At 69.4% G+C, this 23,752-nt stretch carries 25 protein-coding genes and 1 pseudogene; 18 read left to right on the plus strand and 8 right to left on the minus strand.

Annotated features, from left to right (window positions below):
* Nucleotides 1-29: 29 nt before the first annotated feature.
* The 6 genes and pseudogenes from ABD954_RS05175 to ABD954_RS05200 all read right to left on the minus strand — a co-directional run bounded on the left by ABD954_RS05175 (nucleotide 30) and on the right by ABD954_RS05200 (nucleotide 7,961).
* Nucleotides 30-1,043, minus strand: a complete 1,014-nt coding sequence (locus tag ABD954_RS05175) for a TIGR03842 family LLM class F420-dependent oxidoreductase (RefSeq protein WP_345484565.1) — start codon at nucleotides 1,041-1,043, stop codon at nucleotides 30-32.
* Nucleotides 1,044-1,054: 11 nt separating this feature from the next.
* Nucleotides 1,055-2,008: pseudogene (locus ABD954_RS05180) on the minus strand (amidohydrolase family protein); the annotation flags it as partial.
* Nucleotides 1,903-4,008, minus strand: coding sequence for a recombinase family protein (locus ABD954_RS05185; protein ID WP_382746120.1), 2,106 nt, complete (start codon nucleotides 4,006-4,008; stop codon nucleotides 1,903-1,905). The gene ABD954_RS05185 and the pseudogene ABD954_RS05180, both read right to left, overlap by 106 nt.
* Before the next feature lie 818 nt (nucleotides 4,009-4,826).
* On the minus strand, nucleotides 4,827-5,339 hold the full coding sequence (locus tag ABD954_RS05190; protein WP_345484566.1) for a DUF6624 domain-containing protein: 513 nt from the start codon (nucleotides 5,337-5,339) through the stop codon (nucleotides 4,827-4,829).
* 234 nt (nucleotides 5,340-5,573) lie between these two features.
* Nucleotides 5,574-6,476 (minus strand): phosphotransferase family protein, encoded by a 903-nt coding sequence (locus ABD954_RS05195; protein WP_345484567.1) that lies wholly within the window; start codon nucleotides 6,474-6,476, stop codon nucleotides 5,574-5,576.
* Nucleotides 6,477-6,509: 33 nt separating this feature from the next.
* Nucleotides 6,510-7,961, minus strand: coding sequence for a helix-turn-helix domain-containing protein (locus tag ABD954_RS05200; protein WP_345484568.1), 1,452 nt, complete (start codon nucleotides 7,959-7,961; stop codon nucleotides 6,510-6,512).
* Between the two features lie 274 nt (nucleotides 7,962-8,235).
* Here ABD954_RS05200 and ABD954_RS05205 point away from each other — a divergent pair, with 274 nt between their 5' ends.
* From ABD954_RS05205 to ABD954_RS05245, 9 genes are all read left to right on the plus strand, one after another.
* Nucleotides 8,236-8,766 carry an ATP-binding protein gene (locus ABD954_RS05205; RefSeq protein ID WP_345484569.1) on the plus strand — a complete coding sequence of 177 codons (531 nt, stop codon included), beginning with the start codon at nucleotides 8,236-8,238 and terminating at the stop codon, nucleotides 8,764-8,766.
* The gene (locus ABD954_RS05210) at nucleotides 8,763-9,044 is read left to right on the plus strand and encodes a hypothetical protein (protein ID WP_345484570.1); all 282 of its coding nucleotides are present in this window, start codon (nucleotides 8,763-8,765) and stop codon (nucleotides 9,042-9,044) included. Before ABD954_RS05205 ends, ABD954_RS05210 begins: the two co-directional genes overlap by 4 nt.
* A 361-nt stretch (nucleotides 9,045-9,405) precedes the next feature.
* Nucleotides 9,406-9,870 (plus strand): ATP-binding protein, encoded by a 465-nt coding sequence (locus ABD954_RS05215; protein ID WP_345484571.1) that lies wholly within the window; start codon nucleotides 9,406-9,408, stop codon nucleotides 9,868-9,870.
* Nucleotides 9,864-10,310 carry a hypothetical protein gene (locus ABD954_RS05220; RefSeq protein WP_345484572.1) on the plus strand — a complete coding sequence of 149 codons (447 nt, stop codon included), beginning with the start codon at nucleotides 9,864-9,866 and terminating at the stop codon, nucleotides 10,308-10,310. The genes ABD954_RS05215 and ABD954_RS05220 overlap by 7 nt, the downstream gene beginning before the upstream one ends.
* A gap of 133 nt (nucleotides 10,311-10,443) precedes the next feature.
* The gene (locus ABD954_RS05225) at nucleotides 10,444-10,641 is read left to right on the plus strand and encodes a DUF5999 family protein (protein ID WP_345484573.1); all 198 of its coding nucleotides are present in this window, start codon (nucleotides 10,444-10,446) and stop codon (nucleotides 10,639-10,641) included.
* Nucleotides 10,638-12,545 (plus strand): glycoside hydrolase family 15 protein, encoded by a 1,908-nt coding sequence (locus ABD954_RS05230; protein ID WP_345484574.1) that lies wholly within the window; start codon nucleotides 10,638-10,640, stop codon nucleotides 12,543-12,545. The genes ABD954_RS05225 and ABD954_RS05230 overlap by 4 nt, the downstream gene beginning before the upstream one ends.
* Entirely contained in the window at nucleotides 12,542-13,486 is a 945-nt protein-coding gene (locus tag ABD954_RS05235) for a helix-turn-helix domain-containing protein (protein WP_345484575.1), read from the plus strand. The genes ABD954_RS05230 and ABD954_RS05235 overlap by 4 nt, the downstream gene beginning before the upstream one ends.
* Nucleotides 13,483-14,064: a LuxR C-terminal-related transcriptional regulator gene (locus tag ABD954_RS05240; RefSeq protein ID WP_345484576.1), complete on the plus strand. Its 582-nt coding sequence runs from the start codon at nucleotides 13,483-13,485 to the stop codon at nucleotides 14,062-14,064. The genes ABD954_RS05235 and ABD954_RS05240 overlap by 4 nt, the downstream gene beginning before the upstream one ends.
* 227 nt (nucleotides 14,065-14,291) lie before the next feature.
* The gene (locus ABD954_RS05245) at nucleotides 14,292-14,435 is read left to right on the plus strand and encodes a hypothetical protein (RefSeq protein WP_345484577.1); all 144 of its coding nucleotides are present in this window, start codon (nucleotides 14,292-14,294) and stop codon (nucleotides 14,433-14,435) included.
* 53 nt (nucleotides 14,436-14,488) lie between these two features.
* On the opposite strand, the gene ABD954_RS05250 is transcribed toward ABD954_RS05245, so the two are convergent.
* Nucleotides 14,489-15,898: an NsdA family TPR-like regulatory protein gene (locus ABD954_RS05250; RefSeq protein WP_486389279.1), complete on the minus strand. Its 1,410-nt coding sequence runs from the start codon at nucleotides 15,896-15,898 to the stop codon at nucleotides 14,489-14,491.
* A 420-nt stretch (nucleotides 15,899-16,318) separates the two neighbouring features.
* On the opposite strand from ABD954_RS05250, the gene ABD954_RS05255 reads away from it, so the two are divergent.
* Genes ABD954_RS05255 through ABD954_RS05295 form a run of 9 tightly spaced genes read left to right on the plus strand, consistent with a single transcriptional unit; the run spans nucleotide 16,319 to nucleotide 23,115 of the window.
* Entirely contained in the window at nucleotides 16,319-16,729 is a 411-nt protein-coding gene (locus ABD954_RS05255; RefSeq protein WP_345484579.1) for a 6-pyruvoyl trahydropterin synthase family protein, read from the plus strand.
* Entirely contained in the window at nucleotides 16,726-17,460 is a 735-nt protein-coding gene (locus ABD954_RS05260) for a 7-carboxy-7-deazaguanine synthase QueE (RefSeq protein WP_345484580.1), read from the plus strand. The genes ABD954_RS05255 and ABD954_RS05260 overlap by 4 nt, the downstream gene beginning before the upstream one ends.
* Nucleotides 17,461-17,509: 49 nt before the next feature.
* A complete protein-coding gene (folE, locus tag ABD954_RS05265; RefSeq protein WP_345484581.1) occupies nucleotides 17,510-18,133 on the plus strand; it encodes a GTP cyclohydrolase I in 624 nt (207 codons plus the stop codon).
* Entirely contained in the window at nucleotides 18,133-18,954 is an 822-nt protein-coding gene (locus ABD954_RS05270) for a hypothetical protein (protein ID WP_345484582.1), read from the plus strand. Before folE ends, ABD954_RS05270 begins: the two co-directional genes overlap by 1 nt.
* Nucleotides 18,951-20,030: a hypothetical protein gene (locus tag ABD954_RS05275; RefSeq protein ID WP_345484583.1), complete on the plus strand. Its 1,080-nt coding sequence runs from the start codon at nucleotides 18,951-18,953 to the stop codon at nucleotides 20,028-20,030. Before ABD954_RS05270 ends, ABD954_RS05275 begins: the two co-directional genes overlap by 4 nt.
* A complete protein-coding gene (locus tag ABD954_RS05280; protein WP_345484584.1) occupies nucleotides 20,027-20,716 on the plus strand; it encodes a dTMP kinase in 690 nt (229 codons plus the stop codon). The genes ABD954_RS05275 and ABD954_RS05280 overlap by 4 nt, the downstream gene beginning before the upstream one ends.
* Nucleotides 20,717-20,750: 34 nt before the next feature.
* Nucleotides 20,751-21,674, plus strand: a complete 924-nt coding sequence (locus ABD954_RS05285) for a DUF2797 domain-containing protein (protein WP_345484585.1) — start codon at nucleotides 20,751-20,753, stop codon at nucleotides 21,672-21,674.
* Between the two features lie 53 nt (nucleotides 21,675-21,727).
* Nucleotides 21,728-22,573 carry a class I SAM-dependent methyltransferase gene (locus tag ABD954_RS05290; protein WP_345484587.1) on the plus strand — a complete coding sequence of 282 codons (846 nt, stop codon included), beginning with the start codon at nucleotides 21,728-21,730 and terminating at the stop codon, nucleotides 22,571-22,573.
* A complete protein-coding gene (locus ABD954_RS05295) occupies nucleotides 22,570-23,115 on the plus strand; it encodes an NUDIX domain-containing protein (protein WP_345484588.1) in 546 nt (181 codons plus the stop codon). The genes ABD954_RS05290 and ABD954_RS05295 overlap by 4 nt, the downstream gene beginning before the upstream one ends.
* A 20-nt stretch (nucleotides 23,116-23,135) precedes the next feature.
* On the opposite strand, the gene ABD954_RS05300 is transcribed toward ABD954_RS05295, so the two are convergent.
* Nucleotides 23,136-23,666 carry an NUDIX hydrolase gene (locus ABD954_RS05300; protein ID WP_345484589.1) on the minus strand — a complete coding sequence of 177 codons (531 nt, stop codon included), beginning with the start codon at nucleotides 23,664-23,666 and terminating at the stop codon, nucleotides 23,136-23,138.
* Between the last annotated feature and the right edge of the window lie 86 nt (nucleotides 23,667-23,752).

A 23,752-nucleotide genomic window follows, 5' to 3' on the forward strand; every position in this document is an offset into this window, starting at 1 on the left:
CCGGGTCCCCCGCCCGGCCGTCGGACGCGTCAGCGGAACGCGGGGATGATGTCGGAGCCGTAGGCGTCGATCGTGCCCTCCCGGTTGTCGTGCATGTCGTAGACCGCGAACTGGTCGACGCCCAGGTCCCTGAGCCGGCGGAGCTTGTCGAGGTGGGCCTCGGCGGGGCCGAGGAGGCAGAAGCGGTCGACGATCTCGTCGGGGACGAAGGCGGTGTCGGGGTTGTCGGCGCGGCCGTGGTGGCTGTAGTCGTAGCCCTGCCGGTTCTTGATGTACGCCGTCAGCTCCTCGGGCACCATCGAGGAGTGCTCGCCGTACCTGGCCACCAGGTCGGCGACGTGGTTGCCGACCATGCCGCCGAACCAGCGGCACTGGTCGCGGGCGTGGGCCAGCGCCTCCGGGGAGGCGTCGGCCGTGACGTAGGCCGGGGCGGCGACGCAGATCGTCAGGGCGTCGGGGTCCCGGCCGGCGTCGGTGGCCGCCTGCCGGACGGCCTTGACCATCCACTCGGTCAGGAAGGGGTCGGCCAGCTGGAGGATGAAGCCGTCGGCCTTCTGACCGGCCAGGGCCAGCGCCTTCGGGCCGTAGGCGGCCATCCACACCGGCAGCCTGCCGCCCTTCACCCACGGGATGCGGACCGGATTGCCGTCCACGACGGCCTCGCGGCCCTCCGCCAGGTCGCGGATGACGTCGATGGCCTCGCCGAGCCGGGCGAGCGTGTTCGGCTTGCGGCCGGCGACGCGCATCGCGGAGTCCCCGCGGCCGATGCCGCAGACGGTCCGGTTGCCGAACATGTCGTTGAGGGTGGCGAAGGTGGAGGCGGTGACCTCCCACGTACGGGTACCCGGGTTGGTGACCATGGGGCCGACGTGGAGCTTGGTGGTGTGCTCGAGGATCTGGCTGTAGATGACGAAGGGTTCCTGCCACAGCACGGCGGAGTCGAAGGTCCAGCCGTAGCGGAAGCCGTTGCGCTCCGCCCGGCGCATCAGGCCGACGACCTGGGAGGCGGGCGGGTCGGTCTGCAGGACGAGTCCGAAGTCCAAGGGGCGGCCTCCTAGTTCAGGTACTGGCAGGTGGAGCGGGGGATGAAGCTGCCGTGCCCGGCGCGGCCGGTGAACTCGCGCCGCTCGATGACGACCTCGCCGCGCGACAGGACGGTCTCGACCTGGCCGGTCACCGTCTTCCCCTCGTACGCGGAGTAGTCGACGTTCATGTGGTGGGTGGCCGCCGACAGGGTCTGGGTGGTGTGGGGGTCGTAGATGACGACGTCCGCGTCGGCGCCCGGGGCGATGGTGCCCTTCTGCGGGTAGAGGCCGAACATGCGGGCCGGGGTGGCGCAGGCGATCTCGATCCAGCGGCGCCGGGAGATGTGGCCGTCGACGACGGCCTGGTGGAGCAGGTCCATGCGGTTCTCGACGCCCGGCAGGCCGTTGGGGATCTTCGAGAAGTCGCCGACGCCGAGTTCCTTCTGCCCCTTGAAGCAGAACGGGCAGTGGTCGGTGGACACCACCTGGAGGTCGTTGGTCCGCAGGCCCCGCCACAGCGCCGCCTGGTGCTCGCGCGGCCGCAGCGGCGTGGAGCACACGTACTTGGCGCCCTCGAAGCCCGGCTCGGCCAGGTTGTCCGTCGACAGGAACAGATACTGCGGGCAGGTCTCCCCGAAGACCGGCAGGCCCTTGTCGCGGGCGGCGGCCAGCTCGGCCACGGCCTCCTCGGCCGACACGTGCACGACGTACAGCGGCGAGCCGGCCACCCGGGCCAGCTGGATCGCGCGGTGGGTCGCCTCGGCCTCCAGGAGGGCCTTGCGGACCTCGCCGTGGTGGCGCGGATCGGTCTCGCCGCGGGCCAGGGCCTGTTCGACCAGGACGTCGATCGCGATGCCGTTCTCCGCGTGCATCATGATCAGCCCGCCGTTGGCGGCGCCGCGCTGCATGGCCCGCAGGATCCGGCCGTCGTCGCTGTAGAAGACGCCGGGGTAGGCCATGAAGAGCTTGATTTTCGTTCCGCCACCCCCTCACATGTCGTCTCGTCATCGTCGCAGCTCACAGTCGGTTCCGGGAGGGTCGCGAGGGCAGGATCGAAGGAACCGGTGATGTCGAGGTCGGGAAGGACGTACAGCGGCGGCAGCGACGTTCCTTCATAGTCACCCAGCGCGCGCACCGCGGCTCCCCAGGAACCGTCCTTCAGATACCCGAGGGCCCGCTGGTAGATGCTGGTAGGCCGGTGGCCCTGCAGAACCTCCTCGGGCAGGTCCTTCCACTGCAGCCCATGGCGCACCTTGTAGAGGGATGCCTCGAACGCCACCCGGGGCGGAACGATGCGAGTCTTCTTCTTGGGGACCGGAAAGCACGCTGCAACCCGCTGCCACTCATCGTCCGTCAGCTCTGGGGGTACGAGCTGCCCCCGCTCCTCGAGCCATCCCTCGAAGGGGCAACCAGCATTTCGCACCATTCCGGGAACGTGGCTGGTGACGCGGACTTCGATGTCGACAAGATCAAGCAGATCCAACCTCTCGGCGAATTCCAGAGCAGCGAGACGGGGAGCCACATCAAGGGCCTGATCGATGACCTCGTGAACCCGCTCCTCCCGCTGCTGAACCTCCAAGAGGCGCTCAGCCGCATCCGCCCTCAGATCACGAAGCCGGCGCTCCTTGCTCTGAAGTTCATCCTTCACCTCTGCGATGGATGCCTTGATCTCCAATTCCGTCTCGACGTCGTCGCTTTCATCCGTGGCCAGGACTTCGGCCAAGGCCACGAGCTTCTTCTTCCGCAAGCGCTGGCTTCGCTCCAGCTCCTCGTCGAGAGCGGCAAGGCGCTCCTCGTACAACTGCGCTTCACCGGGCAGGTCCCCAAGCCACTCTTCAGCGAGGGTCCTCAGCTTCTCCGGATCCCCCAGCGTGCGCACCACCTCACGCCACACGACGTCCTCCAGCGGCGCGGCGAGGATCTCCTGACAGTCGCAGGGTGGGTCGGAGCGGCGCCCCGTGCACCGGTAGGCGGTTCGGCCCCGCGCTTCGCGGTGGGCGCCGACGTAGTGGGCGCCACAGAGTGCGGTGACACGCCGAGACAGGAGGTAGTCCTTGTGGTTCTCCTTTGTGAACGAGTGCCGGGCGAGCGCTCTCCTCACGTCCCGCACGCGAGAGGCCGGCAATGGGACGGGCACGGGGATGCGAACGGTCTCTCCATAGAGCGGTTTGCCGTCGGGGCCGAGGCGCACGGAGCCTCGCCCACTGTCGACGTTGCGGTAGATGATGTATCCGTCCAACGCCGTCTGCATCCATGTCCGAATGAGGTTCGCACCCGTCCAGGGGAGCCCGCGCGCGGTCTCAAAACCCAACGCGTTAAGCGCAGTGGCTGCTTCTTCGGCACGGAGCAGCTCATCGGCCAGGAGCCGAGCCGATACTTCGAGAAAGCGGACTCCCTTCTCACGAAGAGTGGGGGGCCCGGTCACACCCTTCTTTGGGAGCTCCAGCCAGAAAGGAGCGACACCTCCAGGCCATCCACCCTGCGCGAGCTTCTTCTCACGCCCGCCCATCGTTCGGTCGAGGATCATGGCGTGTTCCAGCTCAGCCATGTAAGCCAAGAGGCTGAGCTGGATGCCGAACATGTCGTCTTCGCTGTCGATCCGACCGTCCGCGGTCGCAACGCGCACCTTGACCCCGTCGACTACTTCTATGTCCGTCGTGTCGTAGACCCAGCGGTGAATGTCGCGCATGGTCCGACCGATACGGTCGAGTTTGCCGAAAATCACGAGGTCGTAGCGCAGCGCCGCCAGATCGTCATTCAGCGCATCGAGGTCCGGTCGATGCGCCAGCTTTCCCGAGACCCCTCCGTCCGTGTAGACCTCGTAGACGTACGAGCCCTTCCCCAGCTTGTAGTCCAGCCAGGCAAGGCACTCGTCGAGCTGAACCTCAAGCCCGTATCCCTTGAGCTGTTTTACTGTGGAGACCCGCAGATAGATAGCGACGCGAATTTTCCGCGATCGCCTAGGCAGCACAATCTTACGCATTCTCGAATTCCCCCGACCTCCTGACTGGAGGGTCTACCCAGAGCTGCAAGCAGCCTGAGAAACCGCCTACCTCTAGAAGCCAACCCCTATCGCGAAGGGCCACCACGTCGACCGGGATCCGCGCCGAACAGCAACGATGCCAAACGTCGCCGTTCAGCCGCAGTAAGGGAGCGCGGCGCCCAGTGCACCCTGACCAACGGGCCGCGGACAGCGTGCGTACACTTTTCCTTCACCATGGATGTTCCTCGGTTCGCGGCGCGGAGCAGCGCCTCAGCGTGAGGTAACCCACCGACACGATCTCGACGAACGCGAGCACCGCTGGGGTGGACGTTTACCTCCTCGAACCGGTGGCCCGCCTCATCCGACTGGCAGCACCGGGTTCTCGCCAACTCCACCGCCAGGTACTGTCAGCGCGAACACGATCCATGGTCTACAGAATCGCCGGTTCACCTAACCGGCGATTCGATGGTATATATGGCCGGCCCCTTGAGCGGCGTGACTGCCGAGCAGAGAAGTCCGTCCCCGCGCCGACCGGAAAGCCCGCGCAACAACACTCTGCGAGATGACGCCTACGGGGCCACGAGCGTCGAGGTCCAACCCGAGTCACCCTCTCTCCCCCTACTCCATTCTCTCCTGCACGCCCCGGCCCGTGAATACCGCTTCGCGGGACGTTGAAGATTGACATGCCGTTGGCGGAAGTTCCAGCCATAGACCGGAATCTCATGTCTGCCGTAGGCGAATACAGCTCACGGGCAGCTGAAGAGTTACGGCAACGGGAGTTCGGAACTGCGAGCCTCTGGCGGAGGCCGTGGCTGAGGTCAGCTGCCCTTCCGGGGATAGCTGGCGCGCATCCGGCGGTCGTACTCCGCGGCCGGCTCAAGACCAACCGCAGCACGCCGGGTGTCGAGCCGTTCGGGATCAATCACTGCATAGGGGCGCAGGTTTCTACCGTCCGGGTCCTGCGTGTACTGGGTCCCGTACACCTGGGGCTCGCCAGCGGCGACCAGAACACGGTCGGTGAGGTAGGCGAGATGATGGGGAGGGGCGTCCCCGACACCGACGGCATCCTCCAGGAGACCGAGGATCTGCCGCTGGAAGTGGGGGTCCCGATCCGCGTGCTGGGCGAGAAGCCACGCCTCGTCGGCCCCCTGCTCGCCGACGAGCGTGATACCCGGCCAACCGAACCGAGCGACAACCCCCTTGAGCCAGCGGGTGTTGCCCGCGTCGATCCGGGCGAGGTCCTGTCCGTCGCTGGTCTCGAACACGCGACGGCGGGCCGCCTGGTCCTGTTCGGCACGGCGGTGAAACTCGGCCGCGAGCGCATGGTCCATCGGCTGGCGCTCCTTCCATCGACCGCTGTCCGTCTCCTTCGCGTCGGCGCGGAGGAGACGGACAGCCGGCGGCTACGTGGAGGCGGTAGTCGTCGGTGTGGGGGTATCGGCTGGCGTGGTCCTCGGGGTGAACGGCTCGGCAGACGGCCTGGGCGTCGAGGGCTCCGAGGATGATGTAGCGGGGGCCGAGGTTGAGGGCGAGGCACCTTCGGCCAGAGGGTCCAGGTGGAACCCCTAGAGGATGTTCCAGGGGAGCTGTCCGTCCCGCCTTCTTAGCCCGTCGACTCGCCGCTGGATCTCACTCAACGACGCGGGAGCATGTCGGACTTTCCTGGCGTTAGTGGTAACCATGCGCAGTTCTCGGATATCGCGCAAAACCGAGTAGCCAGTGCATTTCCTGACGTCCCACCCGTAGGCGTCCGCGAACGCTTCGTAGTGGGCTTGACCGTAGCCGAATCGGCGGCAATGGACTTCGACGGTAACAAGGTCCCATTCCGGCTGGCCTTGGGCGATCGTGTCCCAGTCGCATAGGACCGCAGAGCCATCGGGGGTGTGCAGCGCGTTTCGGTGCTGCGGATCGCCCTGTATCAGCCCGGGGCTCAGGGCGAACTGGACTTCCCGCAGTTCCCCTTCGAGGCGGTCCGCCTCATCCTCCATGTAGCGGATCGCCGCAGCAGGGAGACATGTGATCGCAGCCAGAGAGCGGCGGATCGCACGAATGTTGTCGTGCTCGGCAAGGGCAAGGGGAGGTGGGGGCAGCGAGTGGAGCGTCTTGAGGGGCCCGGCCAGCTGCCCGGCCGCCACCGGATGCTCGGGCTGCGGCAGGTAGGTCCAGAAGGTGACAGCCTGCCCATCGACGACGAGCGGCTGCTCGCAAGGGTGAAGAGGGACAGTGGGAAAGCCTGCTTCGACGAGCCATCGCACGAAGGCGACCGTGCGCGCAACGCTCTCGACGTCCGTTCCCTTCCGAGCGATCTTGGCCACAACCTGCTCCTTCTCAAGGAGAAGGACCGCATTGGTGTGCCCGCGAAGGAGGCGTGCGTCGCGGCCGTCGAGGCCGACCTTCGCGCAGGCGCGCTCTAGTACCTGGTACATCTCGTACTCGTCGAACCCACCGGGGGCCGGCGTGATTGTCATGTCGCACAGGCTTCCCGACGAGGGCCCGTCCTGTCACATCCGGCCTTGCGGAAGCTCGATGATCTCAAGAAGCTCCCGTGCCGCTCGGCTTGCCCGTATCGCCGGCGGAAGGACCTCTACGACCTCGCGGGCTCTTTCCTCCACGATGGGTGTGCGGTGGGCGGGGTCCATTCGTAGGAAGGTCCTGCCGGCCAGCTGGCATGCTTCGCCGGGGCTTCGGTCCCGCGCGTAGCAGATGGCCGCTTCAAGCCGGAGGAGGGCGGGGTCGATTCCTGTCTGGTCCCGGTAGAGGACGAGCGCCTGCTCCTGGACTTGGCGGGCCGCGCGCGTGTGCCCGAGAGCGGTCAGCGTCCCGCTCTTGTAGAGGAGGTAGCGGCGCTCCGGAAAGGCGAAGGCATCGTCCGCGGAATCTCCGCCGAACTGTTCGAACACCTTCGTCGCATAGCGCAGTGCGGCTTCAGCTTCGGCATCGGCGCCAAGCTTGGCCAGGGCCCGAGCCTCTGCTGCTGCCGCGAAGGCGTGCGTGGCACTGGACCGTGCTCTGCTGCTGATCACCCTGGCCTCCCGGCACAGATTCACCGCGTTGGCGACCGGACCGTAATAGAAGGGCAGCATCGCCGCCTGAGCCCTGACGCGAGCTCGAAGCTCCGAGTTTCCGCTGTCGTCCGCAGCGGTACGCGCTGTGGCGTACCAAGATCGCGACCGTGCGAGGTCGCCGAGCTTCATGAGCGCGTCGGCAGTCAACGTGGAGAGCATCGCCGTCAGCTCAGAGAGCCGGACCTGGACGGCGGCCGGCTGTCGGCATGCGGCCAGCCCCTCGACCTCCGCAAGGAGGTCCAGAAGTCGGGTGAGCATCAGGGCCGGCGGGGTGGAGATGTACTCCTGGCTGGCCCAAAGGACCATCTCATCGATGTGGTCCAACTGGCTGGCGTTGACCGTCGCAGAGGCGAGGGTACGGTCTACCGCACGCCTCGCGGCGTCGACCCTGTGCGAGAAGTGCTCGCCAGCCGTCGGGACCCGCTCGCCGATGGAGGACACGGGGATGACCTCGGCGCGGGGCCCGTGCCAGGACTCTGCCCGAAGGACGACGCCGGCGACCGCCTCGGTGTCTTCCAGACCCAGATCACCGGGCGCGCAGCCGTAGAACGCGGCGAGCACGAGCACGGTGGAGCGGCGCGGTTGATGCCTTCCCGTTTCCCAGAGCCGAAGCTGTTCCACGGTGACCCGGGGGGCCCTGTCCAGGTCAGAGACGAGCTCGCGGACCTGCTCCGCTGCCTCGGCCAGGGTGAGGCCCCTGGCCAGACGCTGTGCGCGCAAGAGGGAGACGGAGCAGTGCGCCTGAATCGTGCGGGCGATCTCGTCGGCCGCGTGTCCGCGTTCGGCACCGCTCTCACGTAACCGCTTTGCGCAGGACGGACCATGAGATCCAGAACCACGTCGCATGAAGTCGATTCCCTTCGAACTCGCCGACCAGCGTACTGACATGCCGTCCGCTCTGTGTCAAGAAAACGCGGCTCCGCCGAGTGCGGCCCTGGAAATACGTGAAGCGTCACGCAAGCACGTCACGTTTACGTGAACCGTGACGGTTGCCGCCCCTGGTCCACGGGGGCAACTCTTGCCCTCCTCGGGCTCCCCGAGAACACACGCCGCTCGCCGGCCACGACACCTGACCGTCCTGGCCCGTGAGCTCGCGGGTGCCGCCACCGCGCTCCGCACAGCGGCCGGCGGCACCCGCCATCCAGGATTGGGGGTGCACTCAATGACGACGACGTGGAAAACCGGGCACTTCCTCACTGCCTTGGCGAAAGACGTCGAGGCGGAGCTGACTACGATCCGGCTCGCGAACTCGGAACAGGCCGTGCCCCGGTCACGGCCTTTCCTCCAGGACCAGCTCAGCGCCTGGGGTTTCACCCGAGAAGACGAGCTGACGGACCGCGTCCTCCTCGCGGCCAGCGAGCTGGTCACCAACTCGGTGCTTCATGGCCGCACGCGGCACCACGGCGAACCCGAGATGATCGGACTCGCGCTCCCCGTCAAGCCTGGTGCCGCCCTCGGCATCCTGGTGACCGACCACTCGCCGGAGGCACCCGTACAGACCATATGCGCACGCCACCGTGGAGGACGGACGAGGTCTCCGGCTCGTCTCCGCGATCGCAGACCACTGGACGGCCGCCCCGGCGACCCGCAACGGCAAGGTCGTCGGCAAGGGCGTATGGGCCTTCTTCGCCTGGCCGAAGAGGCGGACCGCGAACGCGCGGACCTCCGCCGCACACCGATGGAGGTGCCGTGATCGTCGCCATCGGCGGTCGCCCGCGGACGGAGAAGTCGAAACTGGCGGAGCATCTCGCGGTCGCTCTCGACGGCGTCCTGCTCGCCGAACTTCGAACCGTACTGTTCCCGACGGCCCTCACCGCGTCTCGTGAGCAGGCCTCCCGTCTTTACGAGTGGTTGCTGCAGGCTGCTGTGTGGAATCTCCACCAGCACCCCGTTGCCCTGTGGTCCTCGACGCTCACCCACTCACGCACTCCCGCGATGTGCGAGCGCTCCGGCATCTCGCCGCCGACATAGGTCACCGCCAGCACGTCATCGAATGTGTGCGGAGCGCACCAAGCCGATTTCGAGTCGCCTGGGGACAGCCATTGCGCGGTCCTGGATCCGAAGAGCGTGTTGGACACTCGCCAGCCCCTGGCCGACTGCGTCGCGGAGATTCTTCCCGAACTCACCCGATCCCCTGGAACTGAGCGGGTCTCGCAGTGCTGCCCTTCCCGGCCGCCGAGTCCGCCAGTCACGGCTCGCACCTACCGCTGCTCGCCACACGGCGAACCGAATAGCGACCACCCACCGGCCGTCACGGCGGCCAAGGACTGAGCCGTGCCCACCCTGCTCACGACGACCACTACCGTCGCCTCGTACGCCTGAGGAGCCCCCTATGGCACATGAGCACTTCCCCCGAACCCCCGGACGTCCGCCGTCGCACGCCGAACCGCTGTGGAACACCGTCGAGGTGTTCCTGCCCAGCGCGCCGCCGTACATCGGAATGTCGCGCCGGATCACGGCCGGCGCCATGGAGCGTTGGGACGGTATCCCCCCGGACGTGGCAGCCGACACGGTCCTCATCGTGTCGGAGCTGATGACGAACGCCGTCCAGCACGGGGGCGGAGCCGACGCCCCGCAGGCCGTGGGCCTGCGCATCGAGCGCAGCGATGGCCAGTTGCTGGTCGAGGTCACCGACAGCAGCTCGAAGCCGGCGAAGCTCAAGAGGGCCGGGGAGCAGGCGACGGAAGGTAGAGGGCTCCACCTGGTGGAGAAGCTGGCCACCGCCTGGGGCACCAGCAACAAGAACCACACCACCTGGGCCCGCGTCTCGACCGAGCCGCAGGGGTCCGCGTGCTGATCGCCCGTGGCGACCCAGCCACCTTGAAAAGGCTCCGGGGTGCCCTCGCAAGGTCCGTAGCACACGAGGGCATCGACGACGGGCTGATCTCCGTCCTCAACGAGGTCCTGGACGGCACGCTGCCGTCGTCGCCATCGCCGCCGAGCGGACGCGGTGTTCGGCCCGGGCATCGGCTCCTCCGATTCCGGCGGTCCCCGTGTGACATGGAGCCGGTGCCGATCTCCCAGGAGGACGCGGCTCGGCTAGTCGTCCGGCTGCGGCGCGCCACGCCGCAGGTGATCGCCCTGACCTCGTTGCGTTCGGCCCCCGCCGCCGACATTGCTCGTCTGCGTGCCCTCCACGAAGCGCGACCGAAGGGCATGGAACTGCTTCGGTACCTGCGGCTGTTCGCCTTGGCTCTGCTCACCGTGCTCGACGTGGTGTGCGGGGACGAAACATGACGCGCGACCGACGCGCGGGCCCGATTCCTTCCTCGCGGGCGGCCTCCTGACCGTCGTCCTGGCTGTCGCCTGCTCCTTGTCCCCATCACCGCAAGTCCCTTCCGCTTGCTCGGCCTTCTCCAAGGACCTCTCCATGTGCAAACACCGGCCGACGTGCCCGAGCGCCGTGTCCCCCGACCGTGAGGCGGCTCGCCTCACGGCACACCACCCCGAGCAGGGGTGGAGCCTGCTGTGCAACGGCGTGCTGCTCTTCGAGGACACCGGAGAGCTGCTCCCCGACGGCGAGATCGTCGCCCCGCACCGCGTCCTGCCGTCGGCGGTGGCGGCGTGATCGGCATCCCCTCCCCTCGTACCCCTGCGGAAGACGTCCGCCCCGTACCGCGGGTCGGCCGCATCGAGGACCTCGCCTACGTCTCCGACCTACGCTCAGGCGCGCTGGTCGACCGGGACGGCAGCATCAGCTGGATGTGCTGGCCGCGCTTCGACTCGCTGGCGTACTTCGCCGCGCTGCTGGGCGCAGAGAAGCACGGTCTCTGGCGTATCGGCCCCGCCGGACCGAGCGGGCAGCCGTCCGCACCGGCCGACCGGCGGCGCTACACCGACGGCACCCTCATCCTGGAGTCCTCCTGGATCACCCCCCACGGCACCGCTCAGCTCGTGGACTTCATGCCGGTCACGGACGACGATGATGCCCTCCGTCTGGTGCGGATCGTCCGAGGCGTCAGCGGCCGGGTGCCCATGCGGTCCACACTGCGAGCCCGCCCCGGCTACGGCCGCCCCAGCCAGGATCCCGGCAGGCCGCAGGTCCACGCGTCCGGCCGGCTCTCCCTCGCCGACCAGGGCGACGGGCACCTGTGGCTCGACACGCAGGCCCCGTGCCGCGTGGACGGTCCCGACATCGTGTCCGAGTTCACCGTGGCGGAAGGTGAAGAAGTCACCTTCGTCCTGTCGTGGCAGCGCGGGCACGACGAACCGCCGCCGACGCCGGCCCCGGCCGGGCTGCTGAAGGCCACCGGGGACTTCTGGGTGGCCTGGGCGGGCCGGTCCACCTACTCGGGCCCGCACGGGGACGCGGTCGAGCGGTCGCTGATCACGCTGAAGGCCCTCCAACACCAACCGACCGGTGCCTTCGTGGCCGCGGCGACGACGTCGCTGCCCGAGGAGATCGGCGGCAGCAGGCAGTGGGACTACCGGTACTGCTGGCCTCGGGACTCCGCCCTCACGGTCGAGGCCCTCCTGGCCTGCGGGTACAAGGAAGAGGTGAGGGCCTGGGTCGGCTGGCTGAAGTCGGTCATCGGAGGCCGGCCGGAGACCATGCAGGCGATCTACCGGGTCGACGGCGGCAGGGAGATGCCCGAGACCGAACTCGACTGGCTGCCGGGCTTCGAGGGTTCCGTCCCCGTGCGTACGGGGAACGGCGCGGCCGGACAGCTCCAGCTTGACGTGTACGGCGAGATCGTCGGCGCCCTGTACACGGCGCAGGAGCACGATCCGGAGCTCGCGCCGGTCGTGGCCCCTCTCGTCATCGACCTGGTTGTGTGCCTGGAGCAGCTGTGGGAGCAGCCGGACGAGGGGATCTGGGAGGTCCGAGGGCCGCGCCGGCACTTCGTACACTCCAAGGTGATGGGGTGGGTCGCGGTGGACCGGGCCGTCCGGCTCATCGAGTCGGGACGCGCCCAGGGGCCCTTGGAGCAGTGGCGCGAGCTGCGTGACGCGATCCACCGGCAGGTCTGCGAGCGCGGGTACGACGAGGAGCGCAACACCTTCACCCAGTCGTACGGTTCGACGGAGCTGGACGCCTCCCTGCTCCAGATCGTGACCTGCGGCTTCCTCCCCCCGGAGGACAAGCGGATCGTCGGCACGGTGGAGGCGGTCCAGCGCGAGCTGTCCACGCAGGGTGGGTTCCTGCTGCGCTATCGCACCGACGGCCAGAAGCCGGGCGTGGACGGGCTGGCAGGGGACGAGGGCACCTTCGTCATCTGCCTGGCCTGGCTGATCGCCGCGCTCGCCGCGATCGGCCGCATGGACGAAGCCGAGATCCACCTGGGCGTCCTGCTGGGCATCCGCAGCGACCTTGGACTCCTCGCCGAGGAGTGGGACCCCTACTCCGGCCGACAGCTCGGCAACTCCCCCCAGGCGTTCTCCCACGTCGGGATCGTCCACGGCGTCCTTGCCGTCACCACGGCCCGCAGCGCGGGCAACGGCCGGCTCCCCGCCAGGGCGGCGACGGTATGACGCCCACCGGCCAGCACCACCGCGCGGGCCTCGTCCCCGTACACCGGCACACGATCCGCCCGCCTGTCCCCCGGGCCTGTACGCGCGAACCGCTCGCCCCGGCTGAATGGCAGCTCGAGGTACTCGTCCGCTGGCTGGCCGACGAAGTGCGCGCCGGGGTCTACGCCTTGCAGGGTGGCATGCCCGAGAGCGGCGTGGTGGCGCGCCTCTTCGAAATCGACTACCCGCTCGCCGACGAGGCCGTTCATCAGCTCGCCGCGCAGGACCACGTCTCCGCCGACCGAGGGGGTGCCGCAACGGCCTCCGTGTTCCCTTGGAACTGTGACGCGCCCATGGCCGTCACGCGCGAGGTATCCCTCGATCGGGCACAGGTCGTGGCCGCCGCGGCCGACGCACTCAATGTCTGGCGCCGGCACGAGGCCCGTACGCTCACCGCACTCGACGCTCAGCAGGACCGGCTGCGCTCAATCCTGCGGACGTTGACCGGGGCGCTCTCGGGTGAGACGTCACAGCACCCGAGCCTCGCCCGGGCCCGGGCCCGATTCCTCGCCGTGGCTCCCGGTCCGTTTCCCTCCTGGACTCGGCCCTGGCACAACGCCTGGCTGGGTCTGGCGACCCTCGCCCTGCTGGAAGCCCACCCCGAGCTGCTCGCCCACCTTGAGCCCAAGGAGGGATTCGCCTTCGCGAGTCCACCGCCCGAGTGCCTCACCTCCGGACGCCGGCTTACCGACCCCGTCGAGCGCGAGGCGGCCGGCACGTGGCTTGCCACGCAGTACCGGGCCGGCGCCTCGATCCCCGTCCTCGCCAAGGCCGCTCGCCGCTCCTACGGCCTCGTCCACGCCCTCCTGACCGAAGCCGGCACCGACTTCCGCCCTCGCGGTGGCCCGAACCGCCGCCGACAGAGCGCCGACCCCACCGACAGACACCTGGAATCCACATGACCGAGACATCCCCGACGCCGCCTCTGATCCCCTCGCTCCGCCGCATCGCCCAGCACCTCGTGCTGGGCGCCACCAACACGGACATCGCCGCCGCCGAGGGGCTGTCGACCTCGACGGTCCACACGTACCAGAAGGACATCCGCCAGCACCTCGGCCTGCCTCCCCGAGCGAGCCGGGCCGTCATCGTCCACGCCTTGCTGGGACGCGGCGAGGCGACGGCGCCCGAGCCCGGAAGGCCGGCACCAGCGCTCACCGCGGACGAGACACTGCTCCTTCGGGCCATCGCGACGCGGTCCCGGCAGGCCGACATCGCGCTCGCCGCGAGGATCGCCCCCGCCGACCTGCGTACGAAGTCGGAGGCGCTCCTGTTCACGACCGGCGCCACCGACTCGGTGCACCTGATCGGTCTCGCCCACGCCTGGGGGCTCCTGGAGCCGTCGAGCGAGAACGAGCCGACGTCAACCTCGGCCCACACTCCCCGTCCAGCGGGACAGAACAGTCCGCTCGCCCAGCCCGACGGCCGCCCCCTCACCGCCCGTACGCCGCAGACGGGACCGGCAACGCGACTTCGGGGGTAGCCGCGGCCCGCTGAGGGCTTCCCCCTGCTGAGGCAGCCGCCCACGATCCCCGAGACGCGATGGCCCCCGGATCTGTCCGCCGAAGAGCGGCCGTCGATCGCGACAGCCAACGCCATCAGCTGATCCCGCTTGCGCGTCGGCCGTCCTGGCCGGCCGTTCCGACACGGCTGGATCGCGTACGGCACCGCCTCATTGCCCACGCCTCACATCACCCCGAAGGACGCCCCGTGAAAACCCTGTTCGCACCTCCCGCCCCGCCGGCCTGCGCCGTCGGCACCTCCGCCGGAATGATCGTCCTCCTGCTGTCCGCGTGGATGCTGTGGCGGTTTCCCGTTCGCCGCCTGACCGCCATGGAAAGGGGCGCCCAGTGAAGGGCCGTTCGAGGCTCTTACCGCGGGAACGGGTGGCTATTCCTGGCAGGTGGCTACGCGGCGGTGCCGTCCGTACGAATCGGCGCCGGCAGAGCACGCAGACGCTCCGCCAGCTCGGCGCCCGCACCGCTCGCCGCCGGGTCGAGGAGCTGGGTGAGGCGGGCAAGACGAGTGCGGGCGGTGGCCCTCAGCCTCGCAGGCGGGATGAGGTCCAGGACGTTGAGCGCGCGACCGGCTGCTTCATCGGGGGCGTCGCGGGCTTCGGCGAGGGCGAGGACGAGGGTGGCCGCCACCCATCCCGGGGTGTGTTCGGGGGCCGCCGCGATGGACGTGCGGGCTACGTCGGCGGCCCGGTCGTAGCGCTCCAGGGTCAGGTGTGCCTCGGCGACGTGCAGGCGGTGCTCGGCACGGTCATATCCGAAGCGGCCCGGGAGCTCGTCGGCGGAGCGCATGATCTCGTCGCTCTCGCTGACGACGTCATCCGCGCGGGAGGCGTGGCCGAGTGCGGCGAGCGTCGGCAGCAGGGCCCAGCCCAGGAGCTGTGCGCGGCGCAGGCCGGCGGGGGCGTGCTGGAGGCCGTGCTCGGCGTGCCCGCGGGCGTGCTCCCAGTCGCGGCGGGCGGTGGCGACCATGGCCAGGGCTCCGCTGGACCAGGCGGTGAGGGCCGCCTCGCCGGTGGACTGGCCGATGGCTCCCGCCAGGGTCAGGTGAGCGCGGGCTCCGGCGCGGTCGTCCAGGTGGTAGGCCAGGTTCCCGAGGAGAGCCGACAGCCAGCCGACCTGTCGGCGCAGGCCGCGGGCCGTCTCCCGGTCGGCGGCAGCGACCACCGTGGAAAGCAGGTTGCGGGTCGCACGGACTTCGTCGTGGAGGGTGGACGGCGGGTGCTTGCTGTAGTTGAGGGCGTAGTGCTCCACGGCGGCCTCGGCCAGGGCGACGAGCGAAGCAGAGCCCTCGGGCGCGTCCAAGACGGCCCACTGCACGGATTCACGGATGGCGGGCAGCCCGCTCGCGGTCGTCATGGATTCCTTTCGGTCGATGCTCGAATCCTCGCGCTGCCGCTGACCGTAGTGGAGTGGCAGTGGGGCTGCGCACGTACTGCACCACAGGTGGCGTGTCTCAAGACCGAGTTGATCCGGCCGCGCCCCGTACGCCCGGGAGATCATGATTCTGTACTCGTCGCCGGGCTGCGCCTGCCCGTGCTCGTACCGGCACAGCAGGGCCTGCGACAGGTTCGGCGGCAGCAGGCCGTCCGCTACGTAGACCTCCGCCACCTCGCGGATCGCCTGTGCCCGCGACCACCCCAGAGCCAGACGCCACGCCTCCAGCGCCGTGAGCTCGGGGAGCGCCGCCCTCAGAACGGTGACGGTCCGCTCCTGGGTGTTGCCGTCACGCTGGGACTGAGCCCGCAATCGGGTCGCTTCACGCTGGATCTCCGCACGCCGTTCGCGCGTTACTTTCCCCACCGTCCGCCCCTTCGCCGCTCCGCCATGCCCTCAACTATCCAGGCCCGGGGGGCACCGGGACAGGCATTGACCGAAGGGGTCAATGTTCCTACTCCACAAGCGCAATGACGGTCCATCAGTTCAGGCCGCATCGTGGAAGCCTGCGCACCGAGCGTCCGGAACAGCTCACGCCATGCCCGTCAGACCGCTCCTGCACGTTCGACACGGATCCTCCGTAACGCCGCTTGCAGCCGGACATGCCCGTCACCGCGCGAGTGAAAGGCGTCCGCCGGCCGCCGGCCCGCCCGGTCACCAGATCTGTGACGACCACTGACGCGTCGGCGTCCGGGCCCGAACCTCGCGCGTCGCGAGCACCGCACCAAGACCGGGGGCGTACGCCTGGCGCGCCCGCCTCACTGCCCATCACGAGAAAGGGACTCCGTGAAAAGCTCCACGGCTCCCCTGCCGTCCGGCAGGTTCACCATCGGCAAGGTCTTCGACTTCGAGGCCGGCCACCGGCTCCCCGGCCTCCCGCCTGAGCACAAGTGCTCCCGCCAGCACGGCCACACCTACGAGGTCGAGATCATCCTCACGGCGCCCGCCCTGCAGGAGCCGGGGTTCGTGACGGACTTCGGTGACCTCGCTCCGTTCAAGCGGTACCTCAACACCGAGCTCGACCACCAGAACCTGCACGAGGTCCTCGACTTCGAGCCGACGTCCGAGTTGCTGGCGCGGCACCTGGCCGGCTGGTTCATCCAGAACGTGCAGCCGGGGATCGCCGGGCGCTTGGTCGCTGTCCGTGTCCGTGAGACCCGGCGGAGCTGGGCCCGGTTCGACGTGGCCACCACGTGATCGCCCGTACAGCGGAGGCGCGCGAGGCTCCGGCGCCGCAGCTGATCGTCGCCGAGCGCTTCGGGGTCGAGGTGCCCACGTTCCAGGGCGAGGGCCCGAGCCTCGGCCACCCGGCTCTGTTCATTCGCCTGTCCCGCTGCAACCTGACCTGCGAGTGCTGCGACACGAAGGAGACGTGGGACTGGTCCCAGTACGACCCTCGTGAGGTGTCGACGAGGCAGTCCGTGGCGGACCTCGTGGCGTGGGTGATGTCGTCTCCGGTCGAGCTGGTCGTCATCACGGGTGGCGAGCCGCTGCTCCAGCAGCGGGGTCTGGTCCCCCTGATCCGGCGGTTGCTGCAGGAGGGCCGCCGGGTCGAGTTCGAGACCAACGGCACGGTCATGCCCGACCCCGCATTGCTGCTCGACGGTGTCAGGTTCAACGTGTCGCCCAAGCTGGCGAGCTTCGGGATGGACGAGGCCAAGAGCATCGCGCCCTCCGTGCTCCAGGCGTTCGTCGACTCCGAGCGGGCCGTGTTCAAGTTCGTCGCCTCCTCCATCGCCGACGTCGACCGGATCGCCGAACTGGTGGACCGGCACGGTCTCGCGCCGGTGTGGGTGATGCCGGAGGGCACTACCGCGGAGGCGATCACGTCGACCACCCGGGAACTCGCGGACGCGGTCGCGGCCAGGCACTGGCACCTCACCACCCGGCTTCACGTCCTGGCCTTCGCCGATCCCAAGGGCCGCTGACCAGGCAACCAACCACTCCCCCTTTCAACTGCGAAAGCGAGAGACCCACATGACGAGTACCACCGTCACCCCGGCGGCGCCGGCCGTACCCCGGCAGCCCGCGCCCGGCATCAACACCGGCCGGGTCGCCGACCTCATCGGCCAGCTCCTGGTCGAGCTGGGCGAGGACCCGCGGCGCGAGGGCCTGACCGAGACGCCGAAGCGGGTCGCGGCCTGGTGGAGCGACTTCCTCGCCCCGGCCAGCGCGCCGGCGGTCACCTCCTTCACCGAGTCGCACCTGGCGGGCCAGCTGGTCGTGGTGGGCGGCATGAGCGTCTGGTCGCTCTGCGAACACCACATGATCCCCATGAACCTGCAGGTCACGGCTGGATATCTGGCGGAGGGCGAGGTGGTGGGACTGTCCAAGTTCGGCCGCGTCGCCCGGCACTTCGCCGGTCGGCTCCAAGTCCAGGAACGCTACACCCGCGAAATCGCCGAGCACCTCGCCGGTGTGATCGGCCGCGAGGACGTCGCGGTCGCCGTCCGCGGCCTCCACCTGTGCATGAGCATGCGCGGGGTGCGGATGGAAGAGGCCCGCACCACCACGGTGCACGCCGGCGGCCGGTTCGTCACGGACCCGGTCCTCTCCCAGCAGTTCCTCACCGTGGCCGCCGGGCAGCGGAGGGTGTGCTGATGACCAAGAGCATCGATTTCTCCGTCATCGCCCCCGCCGGCCACATGCACCACTTCGTCGGCCAGTCCCCCGCTCGGGTCCATCACGTGGCCGCCCAGTGGGTCCTGGCGGACGAGTCGTACCGGGCCTTCTTCGCACGGGAGGCCGAACGCGGTGCCGAGATCGTCGTCGACAACGGGCTCTTCGACCTCGGGTACGCCCTGCCCGCCTCCGAGCTCGTGCAGGCGGCGAGGGCGGTGTCCGCGCGGGAGATCATCCTGCCGGACGTGATGCGGGACGGTGCCGCGACGCTGGACGCGAGCGAGCGGGCCGCGCGGGAGATCCGGGAGCTGTGCGGCGAGGACTTCCGGCTGTGCGCGGTCCTGCACGCTGCGGACGACGAGGACTGGCGGCGCACGTATGACGCCCTCGTGACGAGCGACTGGGTCGGGGCCGTGGCGTTGCCGGCCTCGCGCCGTCCGGACGCCGAGGGCCAGCTGTGCCGAAACCGGTGGATGGCGACCGCGTACCTGGAGGACCGCGGCCTGGTGGACGACCGACTCGTTTACCGGCTCTTGGGCCTGGGCCGTACGGGTCATCTGGAGCTGATCGAGCAGCGCGAGCACGAGTGGATCTCCTCCGTGGACGGCGCGGCACCGGTCATCCTCGGCGCGATGGGCATCGCCCTTCTGCCCGAAGGGCCGTACGAGAAGCCTTCCACTCCTCGGGTCGAGAACCTCGGCCCGATTCCCGAGAGCCGGTTCGGCCTGATCCGGCAGAACATCGCCGTCGTCCGCGCGGCGGCCGGCAGCACCGTCACGATCGCCGAGGAGCGCCGATGACCTCCGTACTCGCCGAACCCGCCCCCGGCCTGCTGCGCGCAGCCCCGATCGACTTCCACAAGCACACGATGGGGCCCGACAGCCTGCTCCGTTACCTGCAGCTCAAGGTCCACCACCTCGCCCAGGACCAGAACTGGGACAGCATCCGTGTGGTGGGTGACTACGACCGCACGGCGATCATCTCGCGGTACGAGAAGACCGGGAAGCTTTTCAACATCGAGCGTCCAACGGCGACGGCCTATGGGCGGGAGTTGATCGTGCGGGCCTACCCGGGCGCCGACTACGTCCAGCACTACGCGCTGATCATCGCCACCTACCTGGCCATGACTGGCCGTCCCGCCGACGTCGTCACCTACCAGCCTCCCGAGCAGCAGGAGTGCCGAGCAGCCCTCGATGCCCTCACCCTGCCCCTCGACGGTGACCTGGTCATCGTCGGCTGGGGTCTGCAGCATCTCGCCCCCAAGGAAGGGGTCTGGACCCGCGGACCCGGCTACGCCTGGCAGCGCAGCGACATCGCCGGCCGCCGGGTGGTCCATCTCGGTTTCCTGCACAGCATCTGGGGCGACGTGGCCGGCCAGGTCGTCGCACGGCTCGCCGAGCTCGGAGCGGGGGACGTCGTGTACGTCGGGAAGGTCGGCTCGCTGACTCCCGCCATCGAGCCGAACGCCTGGCTCGCGACGGGCAACACGAGCCTGCTGCGCGGGTCGCTGGTGAGCTGGGACGACTTTTTCGGCGACTTCGCCGCCTCCCAGGGCGGAGTCCACAGTGGCTTGCACGTCTCCTCCCCCTCGATCCTGCTGGAGGACCGCGACTGGCTGGCGCGGCACTCGCCCTCGTACGCCTTCGTCGACCCGGAGATCGGTCCGATGGGTGCCGCCGCCAACCAGGCGGGGATCGGCTTCGGCTACCTCCACGTCATCTCCAACAACCTGGCCTCGATCTACCCGGCCGACCTGTCCAACGAGCGCCACGAGCAGGTTCTGCGCCGCCGGGCCGTCCTCGTCGACCGGATCCGCACCATCATCACCCTCCGTCTGGCCGGTCACCCGGCCCGCTCCGTGGAAGGAACCCGATGACCACCAGCCCGCCGACCGACCGACCCACCGGACGGCTGATCACCTTCGTCGGCGGTGACGGCGCCGGAAAGTCCACCCTCGCCGCCCGCCTGCACCAGGGCCTGAACGAGGCCGGCCACGAGACGATCCTCATCGGCAAGCACAGCACCCAGGCCGCCGCCTCGGAGCTGTCGGCCTACCTCGACCGCCTCAACGAGCTCGTCTACCGGCGTGACGCCCGCGTCGCACGGGCGTGCGGCGACCACTACTGGCTGCTGGCGCTCGCCTCCTGGTACGCCCTGCAGGATCAGCTCCTCGTCCAGCCCGCGCTCGCCGCCGGCACCCACGTCATCCTCGACAACTCCCCCCACAAGATCGCCGCCCGGTACGCGGCCAACCCCAAGGTCCCCAACCGACTCACCGAGCAGGTCTTCGAGCACCTGACCGAGCCCGACCTGGTGTTCTTCCTCGACATCGGCGCCCGCGAAGCCCTCGCCCGCAAAGGGTCGTTCACCTCCCTGGAGACCGGACACTCCGGCGGAGCGGACGAAGACTTCATCGCCTACCAGGAGACCGTCCTGGACCACATGCGCGAGAAGGCGGCGTACGGCGACTGGGAGTGGCTCGACGTCGCCGGCCTGGACCGGGACGAGGTCTTCAAGGCGGCTGCGAGCGCACTGGCCGGCCGGCTGCGTCTGACCGTCTGAACCATCACGCCCCTGACCGACGAGGAATCCCACCATGGACCAGCCCGTACCCACCAGCGGATCACACGTATGCCACGGCATCACCTGGGCAAACGGCGCACCCCAACTGCTGCTCGCCCCGATGCCCGACGGGCCCTTGGTGTATGCCGGGATCATGGGCCGGCGCCTCGGCTACCAAGTCACCGGTACCGGCCGGTGGTGCACCGGCCGGTACCGCTTCGTCGATCGCCTCCATGTCGAAGCCGTTGCCTGCCCCCACCGAGCGCCGGCCGAGACGGGTGCCCAGTGCGTCACCTGCACCTCACGAGACGACTTCCGCTTCGCCCATCAGTTCCACGCCGGCGGCCATGTACCTCCCGCCTTGGCCTCGTACATGGCCCAGCCGCACTGGCTGTACCTGGCGACGTTCGCCGACGGCACCACCAAGGTCGGGACTGCGGCCGAGCCACGGGGTCGCTCGCGCCTCGCCGAACAGGGAGCCCTCGTGGCGACCTTCCTCACCATGTGCTCGGACGGGCGTACGGTGAGGTTCGCCGAGGACGCCCTCACGCGCCGCCTCGGCCTGACGCAGACGGTCCGGGCCGCAGCCAAGCTGAAGGCCCTGGCCGGGGAGCGCGACCTCGCCCCGGCCCGCGCCGCCCATGAGCAGCACCTTCGCCAGGCAGCCGAGGCTCTGGCCGACATGAGCATCCCGGCCGTGCCGCAGCCGTGGACGCCACCGAGCGAAGGCGACCTGCTCCGATCCCCCGACACCGAGTTCGGCCTGTACCCGCACGATCCGCGCGAGGGCGAGCACGGCCTGACCGTGCTCGCCTGCGTCGGCTCTCAGGTCCTCGCCACCCTCGACGGCGACGACCTGCCCTATCTGCTGGACCTGGGTGTCCTCAAGGGCCACCGGATCAACCTCGGCCCGCAGTTCTCCTCGCCGGCCACCGCCGTCCAGTCCGCCCTCTTCTGATTCCCTCCCCGGCCCCGGCATCGCCCCGGCCGCTGCCCGCAAAGCGAGGCGCTATGACTCCCCAGGACGCCCTCCTCGGCTGGGACGAGGATGCCAACGCCCTGGCGTACGAAGCCTTCACCCGTACTCACCCGATGTACAACGCCACCAGCAGTGACCTCGCCCGGCGGGTCGGGCTGGCCGACTCCCGCCTGGTGGTGGACCTGTGCGGCGGGTCCGGTGCAACCGCCCGCGCGATCCTCGACCAGCTCCCCGCCGGCGCGCGGCTCCTCTCCGTGGACAACGCCGCCGCGATGCAGCGTGTCGGCAAGCGCACGCTGTCCGACGACCGGTTGTCCTGGATCACGGCGCCGGCCGAGCAGCTCGCCGCCCATGTGCCGACCGGCGAGGTGGACGCGGTCGTGTGCAACTCGGCGATCTGGAAGACCCAGACCCCCGCCGTCTTCGACGCCGTGGCACGCGCCCTGCGGCCCGGCGGCCTGTTCGCCTTCAACATCGGCGGCGGCTTCGCCGGCGTACGGCACCCCGACGAACACGCCGTGCGCACAGGTCCGTCGCTCAACACCCTGATCAACCAAGTCGCCGCCCGGGACCACGGCTACACCCCACCGTCGGCCACCCGTTCGGCGCCGATGATGCCGCTGGAGCAGGTCGCAGCCCAGCTGGCCGCCGCCGGGCTGACGGTCGTCAACTCCGAGGTCACCGCCCAGCACAGCACAATGGCCGAGAAGAAGGCGTGGCTGTCCATCCCCGTCTTCGCCCGGCCGGCGGACCGAGGCTTCACCCATGCTCAGCGCATGGAGATCCTGGAGGCCGCCTATGCCCTGACCACCCCTGACACGCCGACCGTGACGAGCTGGCTCGTCGTCGTCGCCCAGCGGCCCGCGGACGCGCCGTGACACCGGCCCAGGCCTCGCCGAGGCTCGGAGAGACCCCTTGTGATCACACCAGCGTCGGGGTGCTGATCTCCGGCCCCGCCGGACTGTTGCTGTTCGAACGGATGACGCCGCCAGTGGGCCTGGCGCCGGTCGCCGGCCACGTTGACCAGCACGGCAGCCCCGAGCAGGCCGCCCGGAACGAGGTCTCGGAGGAAATCGGCCTCACCGTCACTCGGCTGCACCCGTTGCTGGCGCAGTGGCGCCCGAACCGGTGCCGCCGCACGGCGACGGAGCCCGTCGGGCACCAATGGTGGATCTTCCAGGCCGAAGCCGAAGGCGCCCTGCGCCCCTCGGCTGCGGAAGTCCGGGCACCTCGGTGGATGCGCCCGGACGAGCTCCAATGCGCCGCGCTTCGAACGGTCACGTACGCCGAAGGCCACGTAAGTGGAGAGGAGTTCGAACGGCTGCCGGGCCTCACCCCGGTGTGGTGCCACTTTCTCCACGCCCTCCGGCTGATCACCCTCCCTGCGGCAGCCCTCGCTCAGGTCGACACCGTCCTGTGAGCGACGCACGAGGGGCCCTCTCAGCGAGCGCCCAACTCCAGCCTGGCAGCCAAACGCCGGGCGTGCGCGCGCATGCGGTGCCGATCGTCCGGAAACACGCTCTGCCACTCCTCGTCAAGACGGAACCAGGCGGCCGGCTGGCCCTGTTCTCCTCCGAGTGGGACCGCACGGTCGACGATGGCGGCGTAGGAAAGGCCCAAGGTGGGAGACCAGTCGGCTCGGTAGGACCGCACCGCCACAGCCGCTGGCTCCGCCAACAGGGCTGCCCGCAGTCCTGTCTCCTCCAACAGCTCTCGAGCCGCAGCGACGCGCGGCGTCTCGCCGGGCTCGACCTTGCCACCGGGCGGTACCCATCCACGCACACGGTGCTTGACCAGCAGCACGTACTCAGAGGCGGGGTCGGTGACCCAGACCTCGGCCGCCAGCGGCTCCATCGGACCTTGTCGGGCTTCCTCCAGCCACGCACGCGCGTCATCAAACTCCAACGCGGCGAGGCGGGCATCCGCGACAGCCTCGTCCATGACCACCTGAACAGCATCACCTTGGCTCACACACACCACCCTAGGCCGGTCCTCCACCCCCGTGGCGCAGGGCCACTCTCCCGGGAGCGGGTCGTGTCCTGCCGGACCGTACTTCG

It is taken from the genome of Streptomyces roseoviridis (assembly GCF_039535235.1).
Taxonomy (GTDB): Bacteria; Actinomycetota; Actinomycetes; order Streptomycetales; family Streptomycetaceae; genus Streptomyces; species Streptomyces roseoviridis.

Excerpts from the sequence above, each read along its gene's own strand:
- folE (WP_345484581.1), top strand. The coding sequence starts at position 17,510 with ATGACGAGTACCACCGTCACCCCGGCGGCGCCGGCCGTACCCCGGCAG.
- ABD954_RS05205 (WP_345484569.1), top strand. The coding sequence starts at position 8,236 with ATGACGACGACGTGGAAAACCGGGCACTTCCTCACTGCCTTGGCGAAA.
- ABD954_RS05200 (WP_345484568.1), bottom strand. The coding sequence starts at position 7,961 with ATGTCAGTACGCTGGTCGGCGAGTTCGAAGGGAATCGACTTCATGCGA.
- ABD954_RS05240 (WP_345484576.1), top strand. The coding sequence starts at position 13,483 with ATGACCGAGACATCCCCGACGCCGCCTCTGATCCCCTCGCTCCGCCGC.
- ABD954_RS05235 (WP_345484575.1), top strand. The coding sequence starts at position 12,542 with ATGACGCCCACCGGCCAGCACCACCGCGCGGGCCTCGTCCCCGTACAC.
- ABD954_RS05285 (WP_345484585.1), top strand. The coding sequence starts at position 20,751 with ATGGACCAGCCCGTACCCACCAGCGGATCACACGTATGCCACGGCATC.
- ABD954_RS05195 (WP_345484567.1), bottom strand. The coding sequence starts at position 6,476 with ATGACAATCACGCCGGCCCCCGGTGGGTTCGACGAGTACGAGATGTAC.
- ABD954_RS05190 (WP_345484566.1), bottom strand. The coding sequence starts at position 5,339 with ATGGACCATGCGCTCGCGGCCGAGTTTCACCGCCGTGCCGAACAGGAC.
- ABD954_RS05215 (WP_345484571.1), top strand. The coding sequence starts at position 9,406 with ATGGCACATGAGCACTTCCCCCGAACCCCCGGACGTCCGCCGTCGCAC.
- ABD954_RS05280 (WP_345484584.1), top strand. The coding sequence starts at position 20,027 with ATGACCACCAGCCCGCCGACCGACCGACCCACCGGACGGCTGATCACC.
- ABD954_RS05270 (WP_345484582.1), top strand. The coding sequence starts at position 18,133 with ATGACCAAGAGCATCGATTTCTCCGTCATCGCCCCCGCCGGCCACATG.
- ABD954_RS05290 (WP_345484587.1), top strand. The coding sequence starts at position 21,728 with ATGACTCCCCAGGACGCCCTCCTCGGCTGGGACGAGGATGCCAACGCC.
- ABD954_RS05225 (WP_345484573.1), top strand. The coding sequence starts at position 10,444 with ATGTGCAAACACCGGCCGACGTGCCCGAGCGCCGTGTCCCCCGACCGT.
- ABD954_RS05275 (WP_345484583.1), top strand. The coding sequence starts at position 18,951 with ATGACCTCCGTACTCGCCGAACCCGCCCCCGGCCTGCTGCGCGCAGCC.
- ABD954_RS05185 (WP_382746120.1), bottom strand. The coding sequence starts at position 4,008 with ATGCGTAAGATTGTGCTGCCTAGGCGATCGCGGAAAATTCGCGTCGCT.